Genomic DNA, 21,861 nt, shown 5'->3' with positions numbered 1-21,861 from the left:
CGTGTCCTTACCCGATCAGCGCAAGCTCCAGCGCGATCCACGCCACGAACGCCACCAGCAGGATCCCGCCCTCGCGACGGCTGATGGTCAGGTCGCCCTTGAGCATCGGGTACAGCACCAGCACGAAGGCGATCGCTGCCGGCAACTCCAGCTTCACGAACGATTCGGGCAGTGCCAGCGGGCGCAGCGCGGCCATGCCGCCGACCACGACCAGCAGGTTGAACAGGCTGGAGCCGATCACGTGGCCCAGCACCATGTCACCCTGGCCACGGCGCGCGGCGATGATCGCGGCAGCGACTTCCGGCAGCGCGGTACCGATGGCCACCGGCAACAGGCCCACCAGCAGCGGCGACCAGCCCAGGCTGGCGCCCATCACCGGCGCGGCACCCACGACCCAGCGCGCGCCGTAGTAGAGGCACACGGCGGCGAACACCACCCGCAGCACATTGAGGAACAGGCCGGTGCGGGTCATCGCATAGCCGGCAATCGCTTCGCGTACCGGCTCGGATTCGCGCCGACCGTACCGCAGCACGAAGGCCAGCAGCCCAACGAAGCCCAGCAGCAGCAAGCCGCCTTCCCAGCGCGCGATCACCCCGTCCAACCCGAATACGATCAACGCCAGGCTGGCTACCGCCAGCAGCACCAGCAACGGCGAGAGCAGGCGTGCCCGCACCAGCAGCGGCGCGGCGAGTGCCGCCAGCGCCAGGGTCAGGCCCACGTTGACGATGTTGCTGCCGACCGCGTTGCCCAGCGCCAGCTCCTCGGCGCCGACCACGAACGCGCGGGCGTTGACCACCAGCTCGGGCAGGGAGGTACCGAAGGTCACCAGCAGCAACCCCGCCACGAAAGGTGAAGCGCCGAAGCGCTGGGCCAGCCCGGAGGCGGCCTTGACGATGGAGTCGCCCCCGAGTGCAAGCAGCAGCAGGCCCAACAGGAACCAGGCAGTGGCAGCGATCATCAGTGGATCCCCAGGTGGCGTGGCCCGATTCTAGGGCCAGTCATGGCGCGGCGTACAACCCGGCCCGTGCCGTGGCTCAGGAGCAGCCTTCCACGTAATCCACCTGCGGGGTCTTGCCGACCCGCCAGGCGGTGACGTTGCCATCGCCGTTGATCTCGAAGTTGACGATCGCCCCGCCCTCGGCGGCCGGGCGCACGCGCAGGTTGTGGCCCTTCTCGTCGTACTTGTGCGGGGTCAGGTCGCCGCGATCGGGGTACAGCGTCTGCAGCTGGCCCAGCGACATGCCGACCTTGCCACCGCCCGGCGCCACGATGCGGTCGTTGCGCACGTCGTAACGCACCAGCCGCTTGCCCTCGATCATCAGGACCACGTCATCGGCCTGGCCGCCCTGCGGGCGCAGCGCGTGGCAATAGTCATCGGGAACGTCGCCCTGCAGGGGCTCCTTCCAGGCGGTGCGGACCTCATCCAGGGTGGCACCCAGGGTCAGCGGGCCATACCCATCCAGGCGCGCAGGACCCTGCGCCGCGGCATCTGCGGCGGGTGCAGTGGCCGTGGTTGCGGATGCCGCAGGTGCCATCGCGTCTGCGGCCGGCTCCACCACCGCTGCGTCGGCGTCGGCCGACGGGGGCTCTGGATGGCGGTCGCAGCCCGCCAATGCGATTGCGATACCGAATGCCAACACGCTTGCCAGCTGCTTCATATGCACGCCCTCCTGTCAGTGGCACGCAGGCTAGCGTGGAGCGCGTGCAGCCGGTGCATGCATATCGTGCTTGTCATCACAGTTACACCTGCGGCGTTCAGGCTCGGCCTGCACCGCTTCGACCCACGCCCATGCAACCGCGCAAGACCGACCTCGCCCGTGACGCCCTGCAGGCCCACCGCGCGCCCCTGGACATGCGCCAGCGGCGCCTGCTGATCCTGTGCGATGGCCAGCGCGACCTGTCCCAGCTCACCGCGGTGATCGGCCCGGAAGCATCGGCCATGGTGATCCAGCTGATCCAGGCAGGCTACCTGATGTCCTCAGCGCCGCCCGAGCCCATGCCAGCGCCGGCGCCGGTTGCACCGACCGCTGCGGGCCCGGCCCCGGCCAGTGCTGCGCACGCCACCGAGCGCCGCCGCTCGCTGGTGGCCGCGCGCATCTACCTGCTGGGCATTCTCGAACTGCAGCGGCACCCACAGGCCGCCGCGTTGTTGCACACCCTGCAGCAGGCGCGCAGCGACGAGCAGGTGGTGGCCGCGCTGGGCAGTGCCCTCGACGCGCTGCCCGGGCTGACCTCCGCAGGCTATTGCGAGCGCGTACGCCAGCGCCTGTTCGAGGTGCTGCCGGAGACACATCTGGCACAGCTGGAGCAGGCCGGCGCGGTCGCCGGCTGATCGCCGCGGTCGCGTGCGTGGTTACGCCTGGAAGTTCTTCTTCAGGCCCTGCCAGCAGTGCTGATAGCCACGCTGGCGGTGCGCCGCGTCCATGGCCTGCGCGGTGGGGCGAATCACGCCACGCGTTTCGAACATGAAGGCCATGGTGTCCTTGATCACGTCGGGCCGGCTCAGGTCGGCAGCGGACGCCCTCTCGAACGTGGCAGCATCCGGGCCGTGGCCGCTCATGCTGTTATGCAGGGAGGCGCCACCGGGCACGAAACCTTCAGCCTTCGCGTCGTAGGCGCCGTGGATCAGCCCCATGAACTCGCTGGCGATGTTGCGATGGAACCACGGCGGCCGGAAGGTGTCCTGGGCCACCAGCCAGCGCGGCGGGAAGATCGCGAAATCCATGTTGCTGGTGCCCGGGGTATCGCTGGGCGAATGCAGCACCAGGAAGATCGACGGGTCCGGGTGGTCGTGGCTGATCGAGCCGATGGTGTTGAAGCGGCGCAGGTCATAGCGGTAGGGCGCGTAGTTGCCGTGCCAGGCCACCACGTCCAGCGGTGAGTGATCGATGTCCGCACGCCACAGCTGGCCCTGGAACTTGGCGATCAACTCGAAGGCGCCCTCGACGTCTTCGTACGCCGCGTGCGGCGTTTCGAAATCGCGCGGGTTGGCCAGTCCGTTCGACCCGATCGGGCCGAGGTCCGGCAGTTTCAGCAGCGCACCGAAGTTTTCGCAGACGTAACCGCGCGCCTGCCCATCCGGCAGTTCCACGCGGAAGCGCACCCCGCGCGGGATCACCGCGATCTGCTGCGGTTCGATCTCGATCACGCCGAGCTCGGTCAGCAATCGCAGGCGTCCCAGTTCCGGCACGATCAGCAGTTCACCATCGGCGTCGTAGAAGTAGCGCCCCTGCATGTCCGCAGTGGCGGCATACAGGTGGATGCCGACGCCGCCATGCGCGTCGGGCGAACCATTGCCGCCCATGGTGTACAGGCCGTCGACGAAGTCGGTCGGCGCGGTGGGCAGCGGCAGCGGATCCCAGCGCAGCTGGTTGGGCGACACCGCCCCCTGCGCGAAATCGCCATGCAGGCGCGGCTGCGCATAGGGCTGGAATTCCCCATGCGTGACCGCCGGGCGGATCCGGTACACCCAGCTGCGCCGGTTGCTGCCGCGCGGCGCGGTGAACGCCGTGCCCGACAGCTGTTCGGCGTACAGGCCATGCGCCACCCGCTGCGGCGAGTTGCGGCCCACCGGCAGCGCGCCGGGAACCGCTTCACTGGCGAATTCGTTGCCGAAACCGGTCTGGTAGCCGCGCGATTCGAGGGAGGTGGGCATGGTCGGAGGTCCGTTTTCGTGGATTACAGCACGCCGCGCTTGATCTGGTCGCGCTCGATGCTTTCGAACAGCGCGGTGAAGTTGCCTTCGCCAAACCCTTCATTGCCCTTGCGCTGGATGATCTCGAAGAAGATCGGGCCGATGCAGTTGGTGGTGAAGATCTGCAGCAGTTTGCGCTGCTTGGTCTCCGGATCCGCATCGATCAGGATCTTGTTCTTCGCCAGCCGCGCCACGTCTTCACCATGGCCGGGCACGCGCATGTCGATGACCTCGAAATACGTTTCCGGCGTATCCAGGAACGCCACGCCCTGCGCACGCATCGCCTCGACGGTGTCGTAGATGTTTTCGGTGAAGCAGGCGATGTGCTGGATGCCCTCGCCCTTGTAGGCGTCCAGGTATTCGTTGATCTGGCTCTTCGGGTCGGACGATTCATTAAGCGGAATGCGCACGATGCCATCCGGTGCGGTCATCGCCTTGGACACCAGGCCGGTCTTGAGGCCCTTGATGTCGAAGTAGCGGATCTCGCGGAAGTTGAACAGGCGCTCGTAGTAGTCCGACCACTGCTGCATGTTGCCGAAGTACAGGTTGTGGGTCAGGTGGTCGATGAAGGTCAGGCCGAAACCGACCGGATTCTGGTCCACGCCGTCGATCGGTGCGTAGTCGGTATCGAACATGCTGCCGGCGGCGCCATAACGGTCCACCAGGTACAGCATGCAGTCGCCGATGCCCTTGATGACCGGGGCCGGCACCGCCTTGGTGTCCGGCTTGAAGTCGATCGCTTCGGCACCGTTGCCGAGCGCCATCTGGAACACCTCATCGCCCGGCTTCTGGAAGCGGATGGCGAAGCCACAGGCGCACGGGCCGTGCTTCTCGGCGAAGTCCGAGGCGAACGAATCGGGCTCTTCGTTGACCAGGAAGTTCACCCCGCCCTGGCGGTACACGGTGATGGCGCGCTGCTTGTGGCGCAGCACGGCAGTGAAGCCCATCTTGCGGAAGTATTCGTGGAGCTCGGCGCCACGACCGGCCGGCGCGGCGAATTCAACGAATTCGAACCCGTCGATGCCCATCGGGTTCTCGAAGGTGGTGACCTGCATGCCCGGGTTGGGGGCGTGCGACGCGGTTGCGGGCTGGCTGCTCATGACGTGGCTCCAAAGCGGCCCACCCCCGGAAAAAAACCAGGTGCGGGCGGAAGGCAGACCCGCGAGAATGCGGAGTCCGGAAAGAAGGTTATAGTTTCACATGAAACCACCATCAAGGTGCACCGCAGCATGAGCCCACCCGATCCCAGCAGCCAGACCATCCGTGCCACGCACGCCCTGCTCGACCTGGAGCAGTTCCTGCCGTACCGGCTGAGCGTTTTGTCCAACCGGGTCAGCGGCAACATCGCCAAGCTGTATGGGGATCGTTACGGCCTGGCGATTCCCGAATGGCGGGTGATCACCATCCTGGCGCTGTACCCGGGCTCATCGGCGAGCGAGGTCTCCGACCGCACCGCGATGGACAAGGTGGCGGTCAGCCGGGCCGTGGCCAGACTGCTCGAACGCGGCTTCATCAAGCGTGAAACCCACGGTGATGACCGCCGTCGTTCGGTGCTGGCGCTGTCGGCGGCCGGGTTCGAGGTCTACGAGACCATCGCCCCGCTGGTGATCGAGATCACCCGCAAGCTGATGTCGGTGCTGAGCGAAGACGAGGAGCAGATGCTGGAGAAGCTGATCCTGCGCCTGGCCGGCGAAGGCCTGCAGCGGATGGATGAAGGCTGACGGATGCGCGTACCGACCAACGGTCGGTACCTACCGAGGGCTTGCCGACGGCGGTCATGCCGTTCGGTAGGTGACGACCGTTGGTCGTCACGCCGTCAGCTGAGGTGCTTGCGCCTGGCGTGTACCCAAGGGGCGGCCAACGCGCCGATGGCGCCGGCGGCCAGGCCCAGTGATGCCGCCACCGCAGCGGCTTCCAGCGCGCCCGGAAGGGCCAACGCGGCGATCACCAGCAGCGCGGCCGGCAGCGCGATGAAGGTGGCCAGGAAATAGCGCCAGCGCGGCGCCCAGGTCCCGACCTGGAGCAGGCTGACCGGCATCCAGGTTTCGCCGGAGGCATCTTCGGCGATCTTGGCGACCACCTTGGGCAGGTCCACTTCCACCGGGCCCTTGCCGGTGCGCGCGGTGGCCAGCGCGCGCGCCACCTCGTCGACCGACGGATACGACGTCGGCCACGCCACCGGCGCAGCGACCCCATAGGCGGTCAGCAGCGGCACGCTCAACCACGGCGCCAGCAGCGGCCGCAGCTTGCGCCGGTCCAGCACGCACCAGACCTGGGCGATGCCATTGGCCACCACGCTGTACAGGGCCAACTGGCCCGGCTCCGGGTACGGCAGCACGTGTACCCGCGCCGCCATGCTGGTGTAGCCCATATCCCGCAGGAAGCCGGGCCGGGTGCGGCCCTCGTGCGCCCAGGCCAGGCCCAGCGGCGCGACCAGGTAGGCCTCCGCCGGGTCCTTCACGCCTGCCGTGGCGCGGTCGTCGCTGGCCAGGAAGAATGCCAGCGATTTCGGTTCGGCCACATCGGCCTGGCTCCAGCGCCCGCTGTCGCCCAGCACGTGTTTTAGCGGCAGCCGCGCGGGCGCGGTTTCGGCCTTGGTGGCGTTGTGCAGGTAGGGCAGCACCGAGAGCACGAAGCTCTGCAGGTCCACCCCGCGCGTGCCGGTGCCCTGCCATTCGCTGGGCAGCAGGCCCAGCAGCGCCGGGTTGCGGGCCAGCTGGTCGAGTTGGGTCTTCTGTTCGACCAGCTTCTGCACTGCCGCCTTGAGCAGCACGTTGTCGGGAACCGACACCTGCGGCAGGCGGTACAGGGTGGCGGCAACGTCCGGGATGTCGGTTTCGCCAGCATGGGCCGACGCGTCGTCCAGCAGCACCTCCGCTGGCGGCAGGCTTACGCCGGTCGGTGCGTCCAGGGTGCTATCGGAAGTTCCAGGCTGCATGCGCTTCGATCCATGAGGTCCTTGGAAATAGCGGCAGGAAACCGGGCAACTGTAGAGCGGACCGGTGGTCCGCTGGCGTTGATTCATCCGTTGCGCCAAGAGCAGCGGACTGACAGTCCGCTCTACCGGCGTGGTCTGCAGGGTGCGTTTTTTCAGGGCGCCTTCGGCGGCGCCCATTCCTTCATGAAGGCGAAGAAGCGTTCGCGGTCGTAGCCCTTCGGCTGGCCCTTGTCGGCCTCCAGCTCGCCGGTGAACTGCGAATGCAGCAGCGTGCCCTGCGCATCCAGCACGAACAGGTGCGGGTAGCCCTTGATCTGCGGGAACTGCGACAGGAACGCGGCGTTCTCGTTGTCTTCGCTGTAGTTGACCTTCATCCAGACGTAGTTGGCATCGCGGAAGCTGCGGATCTCCGCATCACCCTCGATGAACGCATCCAGCAGGTGGCACCACGAGCACCACTCCCCACCCACGTCCAGCACGATCCGCTTGCCGCCGCGCTGGGCCTCGACCTTGGCCGTGGCCAGGTCGGCGACCGGGTCGCGGGCCGGATCGAACTGCGCGTTGAGCCCGGCAACCGCGGCGACATCCGCCGCGGCCGGGGTGTTGCCCGACGCCACCGGTTGGCTGGGATCGGCCACCGGTGCTTTCTGTTCGGTGGTGTCCACCGGCTGCGCAGGCGCGGCGGTGGGTGCCGACGGCGAGCAGGCGGCCAGCAGGCCGGCCATGATCATCGGGGACCACCACGTGTTCCTGCGCATGGCGGGCCTCACTTGACGCCGTGCATCAGCTTGTTGATCAGCGGGGCGATCAGGAACAGCACCGCGCCCGAACCAATCAACGCCCAGAAGCCGAAGGTGTAGCCCTTCAGCGCGGAATCGACGGTCATGCCGCCTTCGCCGCTCACCGCGCCGGCAAAGATGCCCGACAGGTTGTTGCCGATGCCGGTGGACAGGAACCAGCCGCCCATGCCGAAGCCGACCAGGCGCACCGGTGCCAGCTTGGTCACCATCGACAGGCCGATCGGCGACAGGCACAGCTCACCGACCGACTGGATGACGTAGACCATGAACAACGTCCAGAACGGGATCTTGCCGTCCACGACCATCGACGACAGTGCCAGCATCAGCAGCGCGAAGGCCGCGCCGTTGAACAGCAGGCCCAGGCCGAACTTGCGCGGAATGGACGGATTGGCACGACCCAGCTTGATCCAGGTCCAGGCCACGATCGGGGCCAGGGTGATGATCGCCACCGAGTTGACCGACTGGAACCACGCCGTCGGGAAGGTCCAGCCACCCAGGTTGCGGTTGACGATGTTGTCGGCCAGGAAGGTGAAGGAGCTGCCGGCCTGTTCGAAGAACATCCAGAACATGACGTTGAAGGCGAAGATGATCAGCATCGCGATCACACGGTCGCGCTGCACCTTGCCCTCGCGGATGCCTTCCACCAGCAGCAGCACCGCCAGCGCCACGAACAGCACCCCGAGGATCCAGGCCAGCGCGGTGGCGCCGGTGGACAGCAGGAAGTAGGCGACCGGAATGGCGACCAGCGAACCGACGAACACCATCACCACGCGGCCCATGCCTTCGGCACCGACCGGCGGCGCACCGATCCCCTTCAGGCCGGCGCGGCCGACGTAGAACCACACCAGGCTGAGCAGCATGCCGATGCCCGAGGCGATGAACACCATCTTGTAGGACGGCATCGCTTCGGTACCGAAGACCTTCTCGGCAAGGAACTGGGTAAGCACCGGGGCGATCATCGCGCCGACGTTGATGCCCATGTAGAAGATGGTGAAGCCCGAATCGCGGCGCTCATCCTTCAGGCCGTACAGCTTGCCGACCATGGTGGAGATGTTCGGCTTGAACAGGCCGTTGCCGATGATGATCGTGGCCAGGCCGAACTCGAACACTTCCTTGTTGGGCATGGCCACCATGAACAGGCCGGCGGCCATGATCACCGCGCCGGTCAGGATCGAGCGCTGGTACCCCAGCACCCGGTCGGCCACGTAGCCACCGAAGATGGCCGCCGCATAGACCAGGGCCAGGTAGGCACCGTAGGTACGGCTGGCCGCAGCCTGCCCGGCCGCGTCGCCGTCGAAGAACTGGGCCACGATGTACAGCACCAGCGCCCAGCGGATCCCGTAGAACGCGAAGCGCTCCCAGAACTCGGTCATGAACAGCATCCACAGCGGGCGCGGGTGGCCCAGCGTGGTCTTGAACTCCGGCAACGCCGGTTCGGGAACGGATTTCGCGGCGGCGTCTACGCTCATGCGGGATTCCTGGGTTCGGTGGAAGACACGCACGTCCGATGTGCGAAACAGCGCGGGAGAATCCCAGAACAACGGCGTTCACGTCAAATACACACCGATGTGTACAGCTGGCCACATGGTCGCTGAACTTGCATCTGCAACTACCGCCCCGCAGCCGCCAGCGCAGCAACGGCGGGGCTTCCCGCACCGTACGGTGGATGCCACGGGAATACATGAATAGGCCCGGGAACCGGCCCGCCGGCTCAGGCGTCCGGCGGCATCGGGTCGTCGTTGCGGATCGTGGTGCGCACCTGGAACAGTTCCGGGAAGAAGGTCAGCTCCAGCGCCTGGCGCAGGAACCCCACCCCGCTGGAACCACCGGTGCCGCGCTTGAACCCGATCACCCGCATCACGGTGCGCATGTGGCGGAAGCGCCAGAGCTGGAAGGCGGTTTCCAGGTCCACCAGGTCTTCGCACAGCGCGTACTCGCGCCAGTAGCGGTCGGTGTTCTGGTAGATCCGCTCGAACACCGGGTGCAGCGCATCGTCGGCCACGTGCGGCTGCCGCCAGTCGCGATCCAGGTAGCCGGCCGGAATGGCGTGGCCGAAGCGGGCCAGATAGCGCAGGAATTCCTCGTACAGGCTGGGCGCGTCCAGCACCTGCTGCAGCTGCGCCTGGCCTTCCGGGTCGTGCGAGAACACCTGCAGCATCTGCGCGTTCTTGTTTCCCAGAAGGAACTCGATGTAGCGGTACTGCAGCGACTGGAACCCCGACGAAGGCCCCAGCACATCGCGGAAGCCCATGTATTCCGACGGGGTCAGCGTTTCCAGCACCGACCACTGTTCGGTCAGCTGGCGCAGCACCAGCTTGCTGCGCGCCAGCACCTTCTGGCACTGCCAGACCTGGTCGCGCTGCAGGAAGCCGATCGCCGCACGCAGCTCATGCCCCAGCAGCTTCAGCCACAGCTCCGAGGTCTGGTGCTGGATGATGAAGAGCATCTCGTCGTGGTGGGGCGGATTGGACAGCGGCTGCTGCGCCGAGAGCAGCTGGTCCAGCCGCAGGTAGCCGCCGTAGGTCAGGCGCCCCTCCAGGTCGGTGTGGATACCGGCTTCAAGGTCGCGTTGGTTCTTGTCGACAGACATGGCGGGGGCCGCTGGAGGGGGCCAAAAGGGTAGCGCACCGCCTGCACCTGCGGGGGGTGTCCGCCATGCGCAGGCGTGTGGTGGGCGGGCGGGGACCCGATTCTGCGCGGCGGGCCGGTGAGGCCCTGCCCCCGACCACCCTCCGGCACGGTCCGCTCATGCCCCGTTGATACAACTGAATACGTTGAAGCCATTGGCCTTCCGGGCCCCTGATGGGGTATACCGGGCTGATGTCCCCCGGGACAGTTGCTGCGCCGCAGGACGGCTTTTTCGTACGCCTTCCTTAACATGGCAATTCATATCATTTGTAACTTCCTGTCGAAGGTGCAGTACGCAATGACGGTTGCCGCTGAGTTCAAGATCGAATACCTGCAGTACCTGGACACGGACGGCACGCTCGTCCGCGATGACCTGCCCGAAGCCCTGCGCGACCCGCGCGCGCTGCTGCCGATGTTCAAGCAGATGCTGTTCGTGCGCGTGTTCGACGGCAAGTCGATCGCGTTGCAGCGCACCGGCAAGCTGGGTACCTACGCCGCCTGCCTGGGCCACGAAGCCGCGCATGTCGGCATCGGCGCTTCCATGCAGAAGGACGACGTGTTTGCCCCGTCCTACCGCGAGTACGGCGCGATGTTCATGCGCGGCGTGCGCCCGCGCGACGTTCTGATGTACTGGGGCGGCGACGAGCGTGGCAACGACTACGGCGGCAACGCGGCCAAGGACTTCCCGTTCTGCGTGCCGATTTCCACCCAGTGCCTGCACGCCGCCGGCGCGGCGCTGAAGTTCAAGCTCAACCAGGAAAAGCAGATCGCCGTGGCGGTCTGCGGTGATGGTGGCAGCTCCAAGACCGACTTCTATGCCGCACTGAACTCGGCCGGTGCCTACAAGCTCCCGCTGATCCTGTGCATCGTCAACAACGGCTGGGCCATCTCGGTTCCGCGTTCGGCCCAGACCGGTGCCGAAACGCTGGCGCAGAAGGGCCTGGCCGGTGGCCTGCACTGCCTGCAGGTGGACGGCAACGACCTGATCGCGGTGATGGCCGCCATGCTGCAGGCGCGCGAGCGCGCGCTGGCCGGCGACGGCGGCACGGTGCTGGAACTGATGACCTACCGCCTGTCCGACCACACCACCGCCGATGACGCGCGCCGCTACCGCGACGATGCCGAGGTCAAGGATGCCTGGCAGCGCGAGCCGATGCTGCGCCTGCGCAAGTACCTGATCGGTGCCGGCGTGTGGAGCGAGGAAGAGGAACAGGCCTGGACCGTGGAGTGCGGCAAGCGCGTGGATGAAGAGGTGAACCTGTACCTCAACACCCCGGTGCAGCCGGTCGAGGCGATGTTCGACTTCCTGTATGCCGATCCGCCGCAGGACCTGCTGGCCCAGCGCGCACAGGCGATTGCTTTGGAGCAGCGCCATGGATGAGATCAAGAACGGCGCGCCCGGCGCGCAGACCAACGCCGCCGACAGCGCTGCCATCGCGCGCGGAGAAGAGAGCATGACCACCACGCCCATCACCCTCATCGAAGCCATCACCCAGGCGCTGGCGTGGGAGCTGGAACACGACAAATCGGTGCTGGTGCTGGGTGAGGATGTCGGCGTCAACGGCGGCGTGTTCCGCGCCACCGCCGGCCTGCAGCAGCGCTTCGGCGCCGACCGCATCCTGGACACCCCGCTGGACGAAACCACCATCGCCGGCCTGACCATCGGCCTGGCCGCGCAGGGCATGAAGCCGGTGGCCGAAGCCCAGTTCGATGGCTTCATGTACCCGATGGTGGACCACATCATCTGCCACGCCGCGCGCCTGCGTTACCGCACCCGTGGCCGCCTGCACTGCCCGATGGTGCTGCGCGTGCCGTGGGGCGGCGGCATCCGTGCGCCGGAACACCACAGCGAAGCCAACGAGGCGATCTTCACCAACGTGCCGGGCCTGCGCGTGGTGCTGCCGTCCTCGCCGCAGCGCGCCTATGGCCTGCTGCTGGCCGCGATCCGCGAACCGGATCCGGTGATCTACATGGAACCCAAGCGCATCTACCGCCAGTACAAGGAAGTGGTGGTCAACGATGGCGAAGCGCTGCCGCTGGACGTCTGCTTCGTGCTGCGCGACGGCACCGACGTGACCCTGGTGACCTGGGGCGCGCAGGTGAAGGAAGCGCTGGAAGCGGCCGACAAGCTGGCCGGCGAAGGCATCAGTGCCGAAGTGATCGACGTGGCCACGCTGCGCCCGCTCGACTTCGCCACCATCGCCGAATCGGTGGCCAAGACCGGCCGCTGCGTGATCGTGCAGGAGGCCCCCAAGACCGCGGGCTTCGGCGCTGAGATCGCCGCGCGCCTGGCCGAGGAATCGCTGTACGACCTGCTGGCACCGGTCGAACGTGTCACCGGCTACGACACCCACATTCCGCTGTTCCGCCTGGAAATGAAGTACCTGCCCAGCGTGGACCGGATCGTGAGCGCGGCCAAACGCGCGGTGGCGGCGGGCTGACATGCGGGCCAGACTTCTGGGCCCGTACCGCAGCCAGTACCCCAACCCGCTCCGGTTCCGCACCGGCCAGATCGTCGAACTGGGTGTTCGTGACGAGGAATGGCCGGCGTTTGCCTGGGTACGCACCGATGACGGGCGTGCCGGCTGGGCACCGGTGGCGTGGTTGCAGCTGCTGGACGATGGCCGCGCAGAGGCCCTGCGCGACTACGACGCCCGCGAACTGGACGTGGACAGCGGTGAAATGGTCAAGCTGCATCATGAACACGGCGGCTGGTGGTGGTCCGAACGCGCGAACGGCGCGACGGGCTGGCTGCCGGCCCGCGATCTCGAACTGCTGGAAGAGAACTGCACATGAGTGAGAACAAGAATTTCCACCTGCCCGACCTCGGCGAAGGCCTGCCCGACGCCACCATCGTCGAGTGGTTCGTCAAGGAAGGCGACGTGATCACGCTGGACGAGCCACTGGTTTCGATGGAGACCGCCAAGGCCGTGGTTGAAGTGCCCTCGCCGTTCTCCGGCAAGGTGCTGAAGCTGGCCGGCGGCGCCGGCGACATCATTCCCACCGGCAGCGTGCTGGCCCAGTTCGAACTGGACCCGAACCTGCCGCAGCGCGCCGATGGCCAGGACACCGGCCACAGCCATGGCCATGCTGCCCCGGCGGCCACGCCGAGCACCGGCCAGCCCGCCCCGGTCCAGCCGGACAAAGTGGTGGCGTCCGATGACGGTGGCGAGATCGCCAAGCCGGGCGCCGAGCGCGATGACGCCGGTACCGTGGTCGGCGCGATGCAGAGCTCCAATGCCGTGCACGCCGAACAGGCGGTGGCGGTCGGCGGGGTCAAGGCCGTGCCGGCCGTGCGTGCCACCGCGCGCAAGCTGGGCGTGGACCTGGGCCGCGTGCGCGCCACCGGTGCCGATGGAGCGGTGACCATGGCCGACGTCAAGCAGGCCGCCGCCGATGGCAGCGCCAAGGTCGGCGCCGCGCCGGCGGCACCGGCGGCTGCACCTGCCGCAGCCGCTGCCCCGGTGGCCGCTGCCGCACCGGTCTCCCGCGCTGCCGATGTCCGCGCCCCGTTGTCGGCTGCGGGCAAGCCGATGCGCACCCAGCCGCCGGGCGTGGTGGCCAAGGGCCAGCCGGAACCGCTGAAGGGCGTGCGCCGCAACATGGCGCGGGTGATGGCCGACGCGCACAGCAAGGTCGTGCCGACCACGCTGAACGACGATGCCGACATCCACGCCTGGGTGCCGGGTAACGACGTCACCGCCCGCCTGGTGCGCGCCATCGTGGTGGGCTGCCAGAAGGTGCCGGCGCTCAATGCCTGGTTCGATGGCGATGCGCTGACCCGCACCCTGCACGCGCACGTGGACGTGGGCATCGCGGTGGACACCGACGATGGCCTGTTCGTGCCCGCCCTGCGCAATGCCGACGTGCTGGATGCGCGCGGCATCCGCGAAGGCGTGAACCGCCTGCGCGAGCAGGTGGAAGCGCGTTCGATCGCGGCCTCCGAGCTGAGCGGTTACACCATCTCGCTGTCCAACTTCGGCATGTTCGCCGGCCGCTACGCGACCCCGGTCGTGGTGCCGCCGTGCGTGGCCATCGTCGGTGCCGGGCGCGCCCGCCACCAGATGACCCCGGTGATGGGCGGCGTGGAAGCGCACAAGGTAATCCCGCTGTCGGTCACGTTCGACCACCGCGCTGCCACCGGCGGCGAAGCGGCGCGCTTCCTGCGCGCGATGCTGGACGACCTGGCCCTGGCGAACTGATCCATCCGCCCGGATGTGTCTGATGCGATGACGGCCACCCCAGGGTGGCCGTCATCGTTTTCGCGCATGGCGGATCACGCCAATGGCGGATCACGCCAGTTGGGCGGATCCGATCACATGGACGCCAGGCCGTGGTTGCAGTGCCGCTTCGACCATCGCAGCGGCGATGCGCTCGGCGGGATTGATCCGCCATGCGCGGGGCAGCACCGGCCCCAGCGCGCCCAGTACCAGGCTGGCCAGGTGCTCGCCGCTGCGGCGTTCGCTGCGCTCGCCGCCGATCAGCCCCGGTCGCACCAGGGTCAGCGACGGGTAGCCGAGACCGCGCAGGTCCTGCTCCAGCCTTCCCTTCACCTGGTTGTAGAAGATCCGCGACCCAGCGTCGGCACCTTTCGCCGAGTTCAGCACGAACGCGTGCGCGCCACGTGCCCGCGCCTGCGTCGCCACCTGGAGCGGGTAGTCATGGTCGATCCGGGCAAACACCTCGCGGCTGCCGGCCTGCCGGATCGTGCTGCCCAGGGCGCAGATCACCGCGTCCACCGTCCACCAGTCCGCCTCCAGCGGCAGCTGCTCGAAGTCCACCACCGGGTTGAGCAGCGCGGGGTTGGACGTTCCCAGCGCACGCCGTGTCGGCGCCACCACCGCGTCGCAACGCGCGTCGTCCAGGAGGTGTTGCAGCACCTGCCCGCCGACCAGCCCGGTCGCGCCCACCAGCATCACCTTCATCGCATACTCCTGCCGTCCGATTCCCTACCATCGTGGCACAGCGCCGGGTTCAAGCCCGCGACACCGCCGCCGATACTGTTCCAACGTCTCCCCCCGTCCGGCGCCCGCAGCCGGTGACCCACCAGGACCCGTCGCATGAAGGACCCGCAGGACGCTCTTCCCAGCCCCAGCCCCGGCACCGCCGTGGGTCGGCTGCTGTTGCGCCGGCAGGCGAAAGACAGCGCGGCCGGCGCGGCAGCGGACGCCCCCGCGCTCAAGGGCGGCAGCAGCGCGATGCTGCAGCGCCTGTTCGCCGGGGCCGACCAGCCCGAACCGCTGCTGGCCGCGTTCGCCCACGGCATGTCCACTCTGCCCGGCGAGCTGGGCGACATGGGCCTGCGCCTGCAGTCGGCGCAGCGCAGTGCCGACTGGGTCAGCTATGGCCGCGCCATGCGCCAGCTGATCGACAAGTACATCCGCACCATCGAACAGGACAGCCCCGACGGCCAGCCCGACAGCCTGCGCCTGCGCGAGCTGCTGCGCCTGACCCTGGGCGTGACCGTAGCCAGCCTGCTGCAGAACATGCCCGAGCTGAAGGATGAGCCGGTGCAGCTGGCCGCCGACCTGCGCCAATGGCATCCCGGCCAGCCACTGCAGCCGCTGGAGCTGCGGCTGCGCGAACTGACCCACCAGATCGGCGTGCGCAGTGATGGCTGGCAGGAACAGCAGGAACTGCTGCTGAGCCTGTTCGACCTGCTGCTGGACAACATCGGCGAGCTGCTCGACGACAGCAGCTGGCTGCACGGCCAGGTGCATGCGGTGCGCGCGCTGATCAGCGGGCCACTGGACCGCGACTCGGTCGAACAGGCGCGCGCCAACCTGCGCGAGGTGATCTACAAGCAGGGCCTGCTCAAGCAGGGCATCGTCGAATCCAAGGCGGCCATGAAGAGCTTGATGGGCGGCTTCATCGAACGCCTGGACGGCATGGCGGTCAGCACCGGCGAGTACCACGACCGGATCAGCAGCTATGCGCTCGCGCTGAAGGAGGCGCGCAGCATCGCCGATCTCAACCAGCTGCTGCAGGACGTGCTGCAGGACACCGGGCGTGTGCAGGAGCAGGCCTTGCAGGCGCGCGACCATCTGGGCAACGCGCGCCGCGAGGTCGAGCAGGCCGAGGCACGCATTGCCGAACTCGAACAGGAACTGCGCGATGTGTCCGGGCTGGTGCGCACCGATCCGCTGACCGGCGCGCTCAACCGGCGCGGCTTTGACGAGCTGCTGGAACGTGAGCTGGCCCGCGCGGAGCGGCACTCACATCCGCTGGCGCTGGCGCTGCTGGACCTGGACGATTTCCACCATACCAACAGCAGCTACGGGCATCCCGGTGGCGACGCGATCCTGCGCCACCTGGTCTCGGTCTGCCAGCTGCTGCTGCGCAGTACCGACACCATTGCGCGTATCGGTGGTGACGAATTCGTGCTGCTGATGCCGGAAACCCCGGGCGCCGACAGCATGTCCACCGTGCTGCGCCTGCAGCGCTCGCTGGCGCAGCGGCCGGTGGAGCTGGACGGGCACCGGGTGCTGGTGCACTTCAGCGCGGGCCTGAGCCAGTGGCAGCCCGGCGAAACCGGCGAGGCCCTGTTCAAGCGCGCGGATGCGGCGCTGTATGCGGCCAAACGCGTAGGCAAGAACCGCGTCCAGGCTGGGTGAATACCACCACGCAACTCGATGGTGACCGGTGACCGTGGACCGATGGTACCGTTGGGTTGTCATTGTGTTGCGTGGTCAATGCGCCGGCGTCTTCCCACGCATCTTCTGGAACGCGGTCACCGCCGCCAGCACGATCGCACCGGCCACCACACCCACCACCAGGTTCGCGCCCGCTTCCACCAGCCAGCCCCACGGCGCGACCTTGCCGGCGATGCCCAGTACGAAGTGATGCACCGCCGGCACGTTGTGCACCAGGATGCCACCGCCGACCAGGAACATGGCCAGGGTGCCGGCCACCGACAGGAACTTCATCAGCCAGGGCGCCGACGCCACCAGGCCACGGCCGAATGCCGCCATCGCCCCACCCTTCTTCGACAGGTACAGGCCCGCGTCGTCCAGCTTCACGATGCCCGCCACCAGCCCGTAGACGAACACCGTCATGCCCAGCGCGATCACCACCAGCGCGGTGACCTGGTTGAGGAACGGAGCGGCCGATACCACGCCCAGCGACAACACGATGATTTCGGCCGACAGGATGAAGTCGGTGCGGATCGCGCCCTTCACCTTGTCCTTCTCCCACGCCACCATGTCGACCTTCTCGTCGGCCAGCGCCTTGAGCCGCGCCGCCTTCTGCTGCTCGTCTTCCTCCGGCGAATGCAGGAAACGGTGCGCCAGCTTTTCCACGCCTTCGTAGCAGAGGAACGCGCCGCCGATCATCATCAGCGGCACCACGATCGGGATCGGGAAGCCCTTGCCCTTGAGCCAGGCTTCCAGTGCGCTGATCGCCAGCGCCGCCGGCACCAGGATCGCCTTGTTCACCAGCGAGCCCTTGGCCACCGCCCACACCACCGGCAGTTCCCGGTTGGCATGGACCCCGGTCACCTGCTGCGCGTTCAGCGCCAGGTCGTCGCCCAGCACGCCGGCGGTCTTCTTGGCCGCCACCTTGGTCAATATCGAAACGTCGTCCAGCAGAGCGGCAATATCGTCGAGCAACGCAAACAGGCTGGCACCGGCCATGGCAATCCAGAAATCAGAGGGTGGCGCCGATTCTGACCGATCCGGGCACGTTCGTGGAATATCGGCCGGATTCACCGCCCCACCACCGCCCTGCGGCGACACTGCCAATCTGTCCTGCCCCGGAGCCCTGCTTGAATACCACGCCCGTTGTTCCCGGCTCGCCGTCGCTGGTCAAAGGCATGAACCGCCGCAGCCAGATCCTGCGCCTGCTGCTGCGCTACCGCCATTCCGGGGTGTTTTCCGGGATGAACCTGGATTCGCGCGCGGTCCACGACCTGCCGCCGGAGGGCAACCCCGAGCAGTTCGTCACCGACCTGGAATCGCTCGGCCCGACCTTCGTCAAGCTCGGCCAGATGCTCTCCACCCGCCCGGACATGGTGCCGGTGGAATTCGCCACCGCGCTGGAGCGGATGCAGGAGAAGGTCGCGCCGATCCCGGTCGAGCGCATCTACACCATCATTGAACAGGAGCTGGGCGCGCCGGTGTCCAAGCTGTTTTCCAGCTTCGATCCGGTGCCGCTGGGCTGCGCGTCCATCGCGCAGGTGCACCGCGCGCAGCTGCATGATGGCCGCGAAGTGGCGGTAAAGGTACAGAAGCCGGAAGTGGCAGCGCAGCTGCGCTCGGACCTGGAGGTACTGCGCAGCTTCGCATTGGCCGCCGATCACCTCACCCAGGTGGGACGCCGGGTACGCCTGCGCGACTGGCTGAACGAGTTCGCCAAGACGCTCATGCAGGAACTGGACTACCAGGCCGAAGCCGAGAACCTGCAGCGCTTCGGCCAGCACCTGCGCCCGTTCAAGCCGCTGTGGGTGCCGCAGCCGATCTGGGACTACTGCAGCCACCGCGTGCTGACCATGGAGCTGGCGCAGGGCGTGCGCGTGGACATGATTCCCGACGTGCGCCGCACCGAAGAGCCGATGGCACCGCTGGCGGCGGCGCTGATCCGTGGCTACATCGACCAGATCTTCGTGCATGGTGAGATCCATGCCGATCCCCATCCGGGCAACCTGCGGGTCACACCCGAAGGCCGGTTGGCAATCTTCGACCTGGGCATGGTGGCGCACATGCCGCCGCGCCTGCGCGAGCGGCTGTTGAAACTGCTGTTTGCCGCCGTGGACGGGCGCGGCGAAGAAGTGGCCGACGAGATCATCGGCATCAGCACGCGACTGGAAGCCTTCGACGAAGAGCGCTACCTGCGCGAAACCGGCCAGGTCATCGCGCGCTATGCCGCCAGCGGCACCTTCTCGGAAGGCCGCGTGGTGCTGGACCTGGTACGCATCGCCACTGCCAGCGGGCTGCGCACGCCGCCGGAGCTGAGCCTGCTGGGCAAGGCGCTGCTGAATCTGGAGACGGTGTGCCGGCTGCTGTCGCCGGACCTGGATACGCGCCGCATCGTCGAGCGTCAACTGCAGCACGTCATGCGTGCGCGCCTGAAGAAGTCGCTGTCGGCGGCCAACCTGGCCAGTGAAGCGATGGAAGTGCAGCAGCTGCTGCGCGAGGGTCCGCGCAAGATGTCGGACATCCTGGCATTGCTGGCCGAGAACCGCCTGCAGATGAAAGTCACCGGGCTGGAAGAATCCCGGCTGATGGAAAACCTGCAGAAGATCGCCAACCGCGTGTCGGCGGGCATTGTCACTGCAGCCTTGATTCTTGCTGCAGCGATGATGATGAAGGTCGATACCGGGTGGCACCTGTTCGGGTATCCGGCCATCGCATTCACGTTGATGCTGATCGGTGTATTCCTTGGCCTGGGCATCATCCTCAGTGCATTGCTGTTTGATCGGCGCGCACGTTCAAGGGAAGAACGCGGGCATCGGTAGACGCCAGCGCCCATGCCAGGTGATGAGGACGGCACGCGAAAGCGTGCCGTCTTCACGTGCGTTTTACCCTTTCCACTGCAATGCGGTGTAAGCGCTAACAGCGTGTTTCCAACAAACATTTCAGTCAGGTTCGTGCAGGCATGATCGGGTCATCGGCCTGTCATGTGGGTGTGTTGAGGCAGCCGATCGCACCTGTCTCCGCTGCCGATGATGCCCATGCTCTGGATCCTGCTGCTGTCGCTGTTGCTGCTCACCTGGTTGCTGCTCGCTTCAGGTCGCTGGGCATGGTGGAAGGCAAGCCTGATGTCGCTGCTGCTGTTGACGCTCAGTGCGGGGTGGTTGATCAACAAACTCTCCGGCGATGGCCTGAATGCGGCAACGCTGTACCACCTGGGCGCCGACATGGAAGGCGCCGGCGTCGCGGACTTCAAGGGCTACATCGCTGGCTTCATCGTCCTGGCCCTGCTCTCGCTGCTGCCGCTGCTGACCCCGCGCATCAAACGCTGGCACCGAAGCGCGCATGGTCGCGGCGTGTTCGCCGGCTTCCTCGCGGTGTGGGTGCTGGCGATCGGCGTGAGCCCGCTGTACCGCGACGGCCAGCGCCTGTACCAGCAGATGCGGCCGGTCGACTACAGCATGGTGGCGCCCGAATACCGCGTGCCGCAGCAGGCGCTGCGCAAGCCACGCAACATCGTGTGGATCTACGGCGAAAGCCTGGAACGCACCTATCTGGATGAAGCCACCTTCCCCGGCCTGATGCCGAACCTCAACCGCCTTGCCGGCCAGGCGCTGGATGTGCGCGGACTGGTCTCGGCCGAAGGCGGTGGCTGGACCATCGCCGGGCTGGTGTCGTCGATGTGCGGCGTACCGCTGACCACCGCGCAGGGCGATGAGAACAGCATGGACCGCATGGGCACCTTCCTCCCGGAAGCGGTGTGCCTGGGTGATTACCTCAAGCAGCAGGGCTACACCAACCACTACCTGGGCGGTGCCAATGGCCTGTTCGCCGGCAAGGGCCAGTTCCTGGCCACGCACGGTTTCGACGCAGTGGACGACCTGGCCTGGTTCAAGCAGCAGAAGATCGCCCGGTCGCACTTTTCCACCTGGGGCGTGCATGACGATGTGCTGCTGGACAAGGCATATGACCGCTTCATGCAGCTGTCCAAGGCTGGGCAGCCGTTCATGCTGACCACGCTGACGATGGATACCCACCACCCTGCCGGGCATCTGCCGGTGGCGTGCAAGCGGACCCGCTACACCAGCGACTACGGGGATATCGGCCTGCTCAATGCGCTCAAGTGCACCGATGGGCTGATTTCCAAGCTGGTCGACCGCATCCAGGCCAGCCCGTATGGCGACGACACCTTGATCGTGATCGCGTCCGACCACCTGGCCATGCCCAACGACCTGAGCCACATCCTGGCCAAGCAGAAACGCGAAAACATGCTGCTGTTCCTGGGCAAGGATATCGCCCCGCGCCAGCTGGACGCGCAGCACGGCTCCACGCTGGATTCGGGCGCCACGCTGCTCAGCCTGATCGAGCCGGAGATCGGCGAAATCGGGTTTGGCCGCTCGCTGCTGCAGCCCGAGCGTGCCGCCAGCGCCAGCGCGGCGGTGTTCCGCGATGACGGCAGGGACTTCCCGCGCTACCTGGCCTTCTCGCGCTCGCTGTGGCTGGGCGACAAGACCCGCCAGCTGCGTATCGACGAAGAGAACCAGGTGGTGATCGGCCTGCAGCATGTGCAGCCGCCGGTGCTGCTCGAATACGACAAGCAGTGGGACCTGAAATCGGTTTACCTGGAAAACACCTCCAAGCAGTTCGACCTGGCCGATCCGGACAATACGCTGGCCTATGTGGACCGCTGTACTGCGTTCGAAGACGGTTCGGCCGACGGTGACTGGTGCGCGATGCTGGTCAACCGCGACAAAGGCATCAAGCTCTACCGCGACGACCAGCTGCGCGAGGGCTTCGCCGTCGATGCGCCGCTGGACCCGTTCAACGGCCCGCGCCCGAGCATCCGCCAGGCACACATGATCACGCAGAAGGGCCGTCGTACCCGTGCCGGCCAGTACATGCTGCAGTTCGTCGCCAAACAGTCGCCTGATCGCGGCTTCTGGATCGAAGCGGTGTCGTCCAAGCGCAAGGTGGTGGTCGCCCAGCAGTGGGTGCAGCCCGATGCGGAAGGGCGTATCAGCGTTCCGTTCGGCCTGGACCATGAAGTGGATGATCTGGAGATCCGCGCGTGGTTGAACCACGCGGAGAAGCTGGCCGTGGACAACTTCGCGCTGATCCCGTCACGTCGCGGCAACCGCGGCTGATCGCGGCAGCGCGGACCTCGCGGCTGCCTGA

19 protein-coding genes are annotated in these 21,861 nt (G+C 67.1%); 9 read left to right on the top strand and 10 right to left on the bottom strand.

Features of this window, described 5'->3' with window-relative positions; all coding sequences use genetic code 11:
• Window positions 1-7 precede the first annotated feature (7 nt).
• Together SOM39_RS06065 and SOM39_RS06060 are read right to left on the bottom strand one after the other, a co-directional pair.
• On the bottom strand, window positions 8-958 hold the full coding sequence (locus SOM39_RS06065; RefSeq protein ID WP_217538307.1) for a sodium:calcium antiporter: 951 nt from the start codon (window positions 956-958) through the stop codon (window positions 8-10).
• A gap of 76 nt (window positions 959-1,034) precedes the next feature.
• Entirely contained in the window at window positions 1,035-1,658 is a 624-nt protein-coding gene (locus SOM39_RS06060) for a hypothetical protein (protein WP_320457810.1), read from the bottom strand.
• A 131-nt stretch (window positions 1,659-1,789) separates the two neighbouring features.
• Here SOM39_RS06060 and SOM39_RS06055 point away from each other — a divergent pair, with 131 nt between their 5' ends.
• On the top strand, window positions 1,790-2,332 hold the full coding sequence (locus tag SOM39_RS06055) for a hypothetical protein (RefSeq protein ID WP_320457809.1): 543 nt from the start codon (window positions 1,790-1,792) through the stop codon (window positions 2,330-2,332).
• A gap of 21 nt (window positions 2,333-2,353) precedes the next feature.
• On the opposite strand, the gene hmgA is transcribed toward SOM39_RS06055, so the two are convergent.
• Both hmgA and hppD read right to left on the bottom strand, forming a co-directional pair.
• Complete coding sequence (gene hmgA / locus SOM39_RS06050) at window positions 2,354-3,655, bottom strand: homogentisate 1,2-dioxygenase (RefSeq protein WP_320457808.1); 1,302 nt, start codon at window positions 3,653-3,655, stop codon at window positions 2,354-2,356.
• Window positions 3,656-3,678: 23 nt separating this feature from the next.
• Window positions 3,679-4,794 (bottom strand): 4-hydroxyphenylpyruvate dioxygenase, encoded by a 1,116-nt coding sequence (gene hppD, locus SOM39_RS06045; protein ID WP_176472606.1) that lies wholly within the window; start codon window positions 4,792-4,794, stop codon window positions 3,679-3,681.
• A 129-nt stretch (window positions 4,795-4,923) separates the two neighbouring features.
• On the opposite strand from hppD, the gene SOM39_RS06040 reads away from it, so the two are divergent.
• A complete protein-coding gene (locus SOM39_RS06040; RefSeq protein ID WP_068854306.1) occupies window positions 4,924-5,415 on the top strand; it encodes a MarR family winged helix-turn-helix transcriptional regulator in 492 nt (163 codons plus the stop codon).
• A 95-nt stretch (window positions 5,416-5,510) separates the two neighbouring features.
• Here the strand turns inward: SOM39_RS06040 and SOM39_RS06035 are convergent, their stop codons facing one another.
• From SOM39_RS06035 to SOM39_RS06020, 4 genes are all read right to left on the bottom strand, one after another.
• On the bottom strand, window positions 5,511-6,632 hold the full coding sequence (locus SOM39_RS06035; protein WP_320457807.1) for a hypothetical protein: 1,122 nt from the start codon (window positions 6,630-6,632) through the stop codon (window positions 5,511-5,513).
• Between the two features lie 152 nt (window positions 6,633-6,784).
• Window positions 6,785-7,390, bottom strand: a complete 606-nt coding sequence (locus tag SOM39_RS06030; protein WP_414715858.1) for a thioredoxin family protein — start codon at window positions 7,388-7,390, stop codon at window positions 6,785-6,787.
• A gap of 8 nt (window positions 7,391-7,398) precedes the next feature.
• Window positions 7,399-8,901, bottom strand: a complete 1,503-nt coding sequence (locus tag SOM39_RS06025) for an oligopeptide:H+ symporter (protein WP_320457806.1) — start codon at window positions 8,899-8,901, stop codon at window positions 7,399-7,401.
• Window positions 8,902-9,143: 242 nt separating this feature from the next.
• Complete coding sequence (locus SOM39_RS06020) at window positions 9,144-10,022, bottom strand: tryptophan 2,3-dioxygenase (RefSeq protein ID WP_217538317.1); 879 nt, start codon at window positions 10,020-10,022, stop codon at window positions 9,144-9,146.
• 336 nt (window positions 10,023-10,358) lie between these two features.
• On the opposite strand from SOM39_RS06020, the gene pdhA reads away from it, so the two are divergent.
• Genes pdhA through SOM39_RS06000 form a run of 4 tightly spaced genes read left to right on the top strand, consistent with a single transcriptional unit; the run spans window position 10,359 to window position 14,262 of the window.
• Complete coding sequence (gene pdhA, locus SOM39_RS06015; RefSeq protein ID WP_068854311.1) at window positions 10,359-11,441, top strand: pyruvate dehydrogenase (acetyl-transferring) E1 component subunit alpha; 1,083 nt, start codon at window positions 10,359-10,361, stop codon at window positions 11,439-11,441.
• Window positions 11,434-12,501, top strand: coding sequence for an alpha-ketoacid dehydrogenase subunit beta (locus SOM39_RS06010; RefSeq protein ID WP_068854312.1), 1,068 nt, complete (start codon window positions 11,434-11,436; stop codon window positions 12,499-12,501). Before pdhA ends, SOM39_RS06010 begins: the two co-directional genes overlap by 8 nt.
• A 1-nt stretch (window position 12,502) precedes the next feature.
• Window positions 12,503-12,856 carry an SH3 domain-containing protein gene (locus SOM39_RS06005; RefSeq protein WP_068854313.1) on the top strand — a complete coding sequence of 118 codons (354 nt, stop codon included), beginning with the start codon at window positions 12,503-12,505 and terminating at the stop codon, window positions 12,854-12,856.
• On the top strand, window positions 12,853-14,262 hold the full coding sequence (locus SOM39_RS06000) for a dihydrolipoamide acetyltransferase family protein (protein ID WP_320457805.1): 1,410 nt from the start codon (window positions 12,853-12,855) through the stop codon (window positions 14,260-14,262). The genes SOM39_RS06005 and SOM39_RS06000 overlap by 4 nt, the downstream gene beginning before the upstream one ends.
• Window positions 14,263-14,352: 90 nt before the next feature.
• Here the strand turns inward: SOM39_RS06000 and SOM39_RS05995 are convergent, their stop codons facing one another.
• Window positions 14,353-14,985, bottom strand: coding sequence for an NAD-dependent dehydratase (locus SOM39_RS05995; protein ID WP_320457804.1), 633 nt, complete (start codon window positions 14,983-14,985; stop codon window positions 14,353-14,355).
• 135 nt (window positions 14,986-15,120) lie between these two features.
• Here SOM39_RS05995 and SOM39_RS05990 point away from each other — a divergent pair, with 135 nt between their 5' ends.
• Window positions 15,121-16,674: a GGDEF domain-containing protein gene (locus SOM39_RS05990; protein WP_320457803.1), complete on the top strand. Its 1,554-nt coding sequence runs from the start codon at window positions 15,121-15,123 to the stop codon at window positions 16,672-16,674.
• A gap of 75 nt (window positions 16,675-16,749) precedes the next feature.
• On the opposite strand, the gene SOM39_RS05985 is transcribed toward SOM39_RS05990, so the two are convergent.
• Complete coding sequence (locus SOM39_RS05985; protein ID WP_320457802.1) at window positions 16,750-17,691, bottom strand: DUF808 domain-containing protein; 942 nt, start codon at window positions 17,689-17,691, stop codon at window positions 16,750-16,752.
• A 179-nt stretch (window positions 17,692-17,870) separates the two neighbouring features.
• Here SOM39_RS05985 and SOM39_RS05980 point away from each other — a divergent pair, with 179 nt between their 5' ends.
• Both SOM39_RS05980 and SOM39_RS05975 read left to right on the top strand, forming a co-directional pair.
• Window positions 17,871-19,511, top strand: coding sequence for an ABC1 kinase family protein (locus SOM39_RS05980; protein WP_176472621.1), 1,641 nt, complete (start codon window positions 17,871-17,873; stop codon window positions 19,509-19,511).
• Between the two features lie 216 nt (window positions 19,512-19,727).
• Window positions 19,728-21,830, top strand: coding sequence for a phosphoglycerol transferase I (locus tag SOM39_RS05975; protein WP_320457801.1), 2,103 nt, complete (start codon window positions 19,728-19,730; stop codon window positions 21,828-21,830).
• Window positions 21,831-21,861: the final 31 nt, after the last annotated feature.

Source organism: Stenotrophomonas sp. CFBP8994, assembly GCF_034044835.1.
Classification (GTDB): Bacteria; Pseudomonadota; Gammaproteobacteria; order Xanthomonadales; family Xanthomonadaceae; genus Stenotrophomonas; species Stenotrophomonas rhizophila_A.
Note: the sequence above shows the minus strand (reverse complement) of the source record. Positions and strands in the feature narration are given on the sequence as shown.

Bases quoted from the DNA above. Each gene is read 5' to 3' on its own strand.
- hppD (WP_176472606.1), bottom strand. From the start codon at position 4,794: ATGAGCAGCCAGCCCGCAACCGCGTCGCACGCCCCCAACCCGGGCATG.
- SOM39_RS05980 (WP_176472621.1), top strand. From the start codon at position 17,871: ATGAACCGCCGCAGCCAGATCCTGCGCCTGCTGCTGCGCTACCGCCAT.
- hmgA (WP_320457808.1), bottom strand. From the start codon at position 3,655: ATGCCCACCTCCCTCGAATCGCGCGGCTACCAGACCGGTTTCGGCAAC.
- SOM39_RS06020 (WP_217538317.1), bottom strand. From the start codon at position 10,022: ATGTCTGTCGACAAGAACCAACGCGACCTTGAAGCCGGTATCCACACC.
- SOM39_RS06065 (WP_217538307.1), bottom strand. From the start codon at position 958: ATGATCGCTGCCACTGCCTGGTTCCTGTTGGGCCTGCTGCTGCTTGCA.
- SOM39_RS06035 (WP_320457807.1), bottom strand. From the start codon at position 6,632: ATGCAGCCTGGAACTTCCGATAGCACCCTGGACGCACCGACCGGCGTA.
- SOM39_RS06005 (WP_068854313.1), top strand. From the start codon at position 12,503: ATGCGGGCCAGACTTCTGGGCCCGTACCGCAGCCAGTACCCCAACCCG.
- SOM39_RS06030 (WP_414715858.1), bottom strand. From the start codon at position 7,390: ATGCGCAGGAACACGTGGTGGTCCCCGATGATCATGGCCGGCCTGCTG.
- SOM39_RS05975 (WP_320457801.1), top strand. From the start codon at position 19,728: ATGCTCTGGATCCTGCTGCTGTCGCTGTTGCTGCTCACCTGGTTGCTG.
- SOM39_RS05995 (WP_320457804.1), bottom strand. From the start codon at position 14,985: ATGAAGGTGATGCTGGTGGGCGCGACCGGGCTGGTCGGCGGGCAGGTG.
- pdhA (WP_068854311.1), top strand. From the start codon at position 10,359: ATGACGGTTGCCGCTGAGTTCAAGATCGAATACCTGCAGTACCTGGAC.
- SOM39_RS06000 (WP_320457805.1), top strand. From the start codon at position 12,853: ATGAGTGAGAACAAGAATTTCCACCTGCCCGACCTCGGCGAAGGCCTG.
- SOM39_RS06055 (WP_320457809.1), top strand. From the start codon at position 1,790: ATGCAACCGCGCAAGACCGACCTCGCCCGTGACGCCCTGCAGGCCCAC.
- SOM39_RS06040 (WP_068854306.1), top strand. From the start codon at position 4,924: ATGAGCCCACCCGATCCCAGCAGCCAGACCATCCGTGCCACGCACGCC.
- SOM39_RS05985 (WP_320457802.1), bottom strand. From the start codon at position 17,691: ATGGCCGGTGCCAGCCTGTTTGCGTTGCTCGACGATATTGCCGCTCTG.
- SOM39_RS06025 (WP_320457806.1), bottom strand. From the start codon at position 8,901: ATGAGCGTAGACGCCGCCGCGAAATCCGTTCCCGAACCGGCGTTGCCG.
- SOM39_RS06010 (WP_068854312.1), top strand. From the start codon at position 11,434: ATGGATGAGATCAAGAACGGCGCGCCCGGCGCGCAGACCAACGCCGCC.
- SOM39_RS06060 (WP_320457810.1), bottom strand. From the start codon at position 1,658: ATGAAGCAGCTGGCAAGCGTGTTGGCATTCGGTATCGCAATCGCATTG.
- SOM39_RS05990 (WP_320457803.1), top strand. From the start codon at position 15,121: ATGAAGGACCCGCAGGACGCTCTTCCCAGCCCCAGCCCCGGCACCGCC.